The following is a 4,497-nucleotide window of genomic DNA, read 5'->3' as shown; positions in this document are numbered from 1 at the left end:
ATTCATATTGATTCAGAAGAAAACAAAAATAGAATGAAATTAGTTGAAAGTAACCAATAAGCTTAAGAAAATATGAAACTATCCGATTTTCTGTATAAGTGTAACCCCGTCTTAAATGAAGAGCGGGGTTATTTTTTTGGAAGTATTTTCATTGAGAAGGAAATACTTCGACAATGAAATTCAAAAAAATAATCATCATAACATATTTTATATGCGAATTTTAGTAAATTGAAATAATGATTTTATGATGATGAATGATATGTCCTTATTTTGAAAGTACTCTTCACACGCTTAAGGAAGGGGTATTCTGTCAGGAAACGATAAAATACAATTCTGTTAGGGGATGTATGCAATTTATTCTCTTTATTTTGCAACAGAACCACCTTCAAAATTATCTTTTGTAGTTGAAGTTTCCTGAATAATAAGTTACATTTTTAAAGTTCAAGCAACTTTATGAAAGTACAAAAAGGGGAGAAATATTATTATTATGCAAAAAATGAAATGGAAGAACTATGTATGTTACTTTGTAATTCTATTACTGCTTGGAACAGCAGTAATAGTCAAACCACCTATCTCTAAGGCTGAGGAATCTGAAGTTAATATCACATTGTTAGGTACTGCAGATATTCATGGTAGATTTATGCCTTGGGATTATGCGCTTGATGGAGCAAATATGAGTGGAAGTTTGACGCAGCTTTATACGGTTATAAAGAAGGTCCGTCAACAAAATCCAAATACCATATTAGTAGATGCTGGGGATACAATTCAAGGAAACTCAGTAGAATTATTCAACGATAAACCACAATCGCCAATGATGGTAGCGATGAATACAATGGGATATGACGCCTGGGCATTTGGAAATCATGAATTCAATTTTGGATTAGATACATTGAAAAAAGTTAGTGAGCAATATAAGGGAAAAACGTTAGCAGGAAATATTTATAAGGAAAATGGAGAGCGCTTTCTTCCTGCATATACAATTGTAGAAAAAGGTGGAATTAAAGTTGGGATTATTGGTATGAATACACCAATGATTAGTGATTTTGAAAAAGGGACAGATCACTTAGATGGTGTAGTGGTGAAAAATCCGGTAGAAGAGACGAAAAAGGCAATTAAGGAATTAGAAGGTAAAGTAGATGTAATGGTAGGAGTTATGCATATGGGATTAGAAAATGAGAATGGTATCCCTGGTACTGGTGTTCAAGATATTGCAAATGCTTGTCCGGAACTAAGCGCTATTTTTGCGGCTCATATGCATAAACTTGTAAAAAAAGAAGTTGTAAATGGCGTAATTATTACAGAACCAGATAAATATGGAACACATATTTCACGTATTGACCTTACTTTTACAAAGCAAGATGGGAAATTGGTTTTAAAAGATAAAACTGCTACCGCTATACCTGTAAAAAATGCTGATGGAACAACGATATTATCTGATCCTACACTTGAAGAAACATTAACACCTTTTCACGAATATGCGAGAGGAGATGCAAATGTTGTAGTCGCTCAATTAAAGGGGAGAAATCTTGTTCCTGAAAATGAAATAAAAGGTATTCCAAGTGTTCAGATTCAAGAAACACCTTTATCAGATTTCTTTCATGAAGTCATGCTCTACTACAGTAAAGCGGATGTAGTAGCCCATCAAATTGATAATGATTATGCCCGTTTGGATATAGGTCCTATTAAGAAAAAAGATATTGCGTACAATTACCAATATGCCTTGGGAGAAATTACAGTATATAAGATTTCTGGAAAAGATTTAAAAGACTATATGGAATGGGCAGCAGGATATTTTAACTCATCTCGTGCCGGAGATGTAACCGTTAGCTTTGATAAAACCCGCCGTGCATCTAAATACAGTACGAACGATTTCTTTGGAGGCGTAAAATACGAAATTGACTTAACAAAACCATATGGAAGTAGAATTATAAATTTACGCTCTATTCGTACAAACAAACCAATCAAAACGAGCGATGTTATGACGCTGGGAATGAATGCATATAGAATGGAGGCTCTTCAGGCAAAAGGGGGAGCTTTAGAGGGGCGTAAGTTTGAACAAATTTGGTCATCTAAACAAGAGAATGCATTTGGAGAAACAGGTGGAACCATTCGTAACCTTGCTATTACATATTTAAAAGAGGTAAAGAACGGTGTATACACACCAAAAGTTATGCGTAATTGGAAAATTACTGGTGTAGATTTACATTCTTCAGAGCATAAGGCTGTAGTTGATCTTGTGAATAAAGGGATTTTAGAAATTCCAAAAACAGAAGACGGAAAATACACAAATATAGCATCTATAAATACGAAAGACTCAATTTCAAAAGAAGAGATTGTAGCACTCGCGCAAAAAGCAAATATTAATCCAAATGAGTTTAATCATGCAAAGACAAAAGGTGAATTTTATAAAAAACTTAATAGGATTACTAAAAAAATATAAATTATAAGGTTTCTTATAGTAATTGTTATTTTAATAGTATGAAACCCACTCTTACAATAGTAAAGAGTGGGTTTTTATGTTGTTATTTAGATGTAAGTATACTTTTATTAGAATGAATATAGATAATTAATAACTAACCAATTGGATGAGTGTCTATAAGGATTCTCTTTTATTCAAAATAATGTACATATGTGTTCCGTTCATTATTTTGAATATTGACAACAATTTATGTAATTTTGCATAATGTTACATAAATTTCGTATTTTCTCTTTTTTCCGACAGGAATAGACAGTATACTTTGTACAAGCTTTCTATTTCAAAAATTATACGAGGTGAAATAATGAAAAACAAAAAGACATTAACTAAGGTAGCATTAACAACAGGATTAGCTTTAACAGCTGTGGCACCATATGGCGTAGGTCATGCAGAGGAAACAGATCAACTACAAGTTCAAATTCAAGAGGAATCGTTCCGTTCGGGTGAACTTACACAGCCGTCACAAAAGGCACCAGAAAATGTAGTAAAGGATGCACTTAAGGAGAAAACAGAGCAAGCTCTGTCCCAAAAACAAGTCAATGGAGAAGCAGGGGTAGATTATAAAGTCCTTCAAAAACGTGGTTCGTATGATGGAACTACACTTGTGCGTATGCAGCAAACATACGAAGGAAAAGAAGTATATGGCCATCAATTAACTGCACACGTAGATAATAAGGGTGTTATTAAAAGTGTTTCAGGTGATAGCGCGCAAAATTTAAAACAAGAAGAATTGAAAAAACCTATTAATCTATCAAAAGATGAAGCAAAACAATTTATTTATACGAAGTACGGGAACGATCTCAAGTTTATTTCTGAGCCAGAAGTTAAAGAGGTTATTTTTGTTGATGAAGATAATGGAGAAGCTAAAAATGCATACCAAGTTACCTTTGAAGCTGCAACACCAAACTATGTTTCTGGTACTTATTTAGTAAATGCACAAAATGGTGATATGTTAAAAAATATGGTACAAGAATCTAACTTAAAAGCCAGTGACAAACTAGTTGGAGCTTTAAAGAAAAGTAAACAAAGCAGTCTTACACCATTAACTGGAACAGGAAAAGATGATTTAGGTATTTCTCGTTCATTTGGTATCTCTAAACAAAGTAATGGCAAATATGCTCTTGCTGATTATACAAGAGGGCAAGGAATTGAAACATATGATGTGAATTACAGAGATATTACTAAAGAAGAAAGCTATTATCCTGGTACATTAGCGACTAGTACTTCGGCAACATTTAACGATCCAAAAGCAGTAAGTGCTCATTACTTAGCAACAAAAGTATTTGATTTTTATAAAGATAAATACAAGCGTAATAGCTTTGATAATAAAGGACAAAAAGTAGTTTCAGTTGTACACGCTTGGGATTCTGAAGAGACGAATGATCCGAAAAATTGGCAGAATGCATTAAGTGCTAATAATGGAAGTATGCTTGTATATGGCGATCCTATTGTTAAAGCATATGACGTAGCTGGACATGAATTTACACATGCTGTTACTTCTAGCGAATCTAATCTTGAATATTACGGAGAATCCGGTGCGATTAATGAGGCATTATCTGATATTATGGGAACATCTATTGAGAAATACGTAAATAATGGAAACTTTAACTGGACAATGGGAGAACAAACAGGATCTGTTTTCCGTGATATGGAAAACCCAGCTTCTATTCCATCTTCACTAGGAGTACCTTATCCAGATGATTACAGTGAATTTAACGATTTTAATGGATGGGATCAAGGCGGTGTTCATTTTAATTCAAGTATTATTAATAAAGTTGCGTATCTCATTGCGAAAGGCGGAACTCATAACGGAGTAACTGTTAAAGGAATTGGTGAAGATAAAATGTTTGATATTTTCTATTATGCAAATACAGATGAGTTAAACATGACTTCTAATTTCAAAGAATTGAAATCAGCATGTATTCGAGTGGCAACTAATAAATATGGTGCGAATACAGCTGAAGTTCAAGCAGTTCAAAAAGCATTTGATGCAGCAAAAATTAAGTAATTTAGAAATATAG

General features: G+C 33.3%; 2 protein-coding genes. Both read left to right on the top strand.

Going from position 1 to position 4,497, the window contains the following annotated elements; translation table 11 throughout:
• Window positions 1-487: 487 nt before the first annotated feature.
• The gene (locus GBN78_RS28755; protein WP_152127986.1) at window positions 488-2,440 is read left to right on the top strand and encodes a bifunctional metallophosphatase/5'-nucleotidase; all 1,953 of its coding nucleotides are present in this window, start codon (window positions 488-490) and stop codon (window positions 2,438-2,440) included.
• A gap of 340 nt (window positions 2,441-2,780) precedes the next feature.
• Window positions 2,781-4,484, top strand: a complete 1,704-nt coding sequence (locus GBN78_RS28750; protein WP_152127985.1) for a M4 family metallopeptidase — start codon at window positions 2,781-2,783, stop codon at window positions 4,482-4,484.
• The last annotated feature ends 13 nt before the right edge of the window (window positions 4,485-4,497 follow it).

Source organism: Bacillus sp. B2-WWTP-C-10-Post-4, from assembly GCF_009183805.1.
Classification (GTDB): Bacteria; Bacillota; Bacilli; order Bacillales; family Bacillaceae_G; genus Bacillus_A; species Bacillus_A cereus.
Note: the sequence above shows the minus strand (reverse complement) of the source record. Positions and strands in the feature narration are given on the sequence as shown.